Source organism: Streptomyces hyderabadensis (assembly GCF_020404845.1).
Lineage (GTDB): Bacteria > Actinomycetota > Actinomycetes > Streptomycetales > Streptomycetaceae > Streptomyces > Streptomyces hyderabadensis.
This window is the reverse complement of the sequence record NZ_JAIOJZ010000134.1, coordinates 1-1105: the sequence shown is the minus strand read 5'-3', so window position 1 is coordinate 1105 and position 1105 is coordinate 1. Positions and strand designations below refer to the sequence as shown.

Annotated in this window: 1 protein-coding gene; it reads right to left on the bottom strand. The window is 70.0% G+C overall.

Annotated elements, in window-relative coordinates:
* A partial coding sequence (locus tag K7854_RS37210) for an acyltransferase domain-containing protein (protein ID WP_226030978.1) occupies nt 1-1092 on the bottom strand: 1092 nt, incomplete at its 3' end.
* Between the last annotated feature and the right edge of the window lie 13 nt (nt 1093-1105).

Sequence of the window (1105 nt, the reverse complement as noted above, 5' to 3'; positions counted from 1 at the left end):
AACCGCATCCGGCCCCAACTCCACGGCCGACACCACTCCCCGACGGCCCAACTCCACCACCGCGTCCGCGAAACGCACCGTGGCACGGACCTGGCCCACCCAGTACGCCGGATCAGTCACATCCGCATCCGAGGCGACCGTCGAAGCGATCGCCAACCGTGGCTGTTGGTAAGTGAGTTCGCGAGCAATCGTCTCGAAGTCGGCCAGCATCGGCTCCATCAGCGGGGAGTGGAAGGCGTGGGAGACCCGCAGGCGACGGGTGCGACGGTCGGCGAACCGCTCCGCCACCGCAAGGACGGCCTTCTCCTCACCGGACAGCACCACCGAACCCGGCGCGTTGACCGCCGCCAACGACACCTCATCGCCCAGGTGCGGTGCGACCTCGTCTTCGGTGGCTTCGACCGCGACCATCGCACCACCCTCGGGCAGCGCGTCCATCAACCGGCCCCGCGCCGCCACCAGACGCGCCGCGTCTTCGAGCGACCACACCCCGGCCACATAAGCCGCCGTCAGCTCACCGATCGAATGACCCACCAGCACATCCGGGGTCACACCCCACGACTCCCAGAGCCGGAACAGGGCGCTCTCGAACGCGAACAATGCGGCCTGGGTGAACACCGTCCGCTCCAGCAGCCCCGCGTCCTCGCCCCACACCACCTCCCGCAGCGGACGCTCCAGATACCGGTCCAGCTCCGTCACGGCCGCGTCGAACGCCTCCGCGAACACCGGGAACGAGGCGTACAACTCCCGGCCCATGCCCAGCCGCTGGGCGCCCTGACCAGAAAACAGGAACGCGGTCCCGCCCGACATACGCCGCTCAGGCAGCGCACCTTCCAGGGCGGCCAGCAGTTCCTCCCTGCCCGTTCCGGCCACCGCAACCCGGTACTCCAGCGCCGCACGCGTCGTGCCAAGCGACAGTCCCACGTCCGCCGGATGCAGTCCCGGCCGCTGCTCGACGAAAGACCGCAGCCGCGTCACCTGCGCCCGCACCCCCTGCACATCCCGGGCCGACACCGTCCACACCACCGGACGCCCGTCCCGCACCCCAGCAGGCTCATCCCGGACAGCAGAGGGCCCCTGCTCCAGGATCACGTGCGCGTTCGTG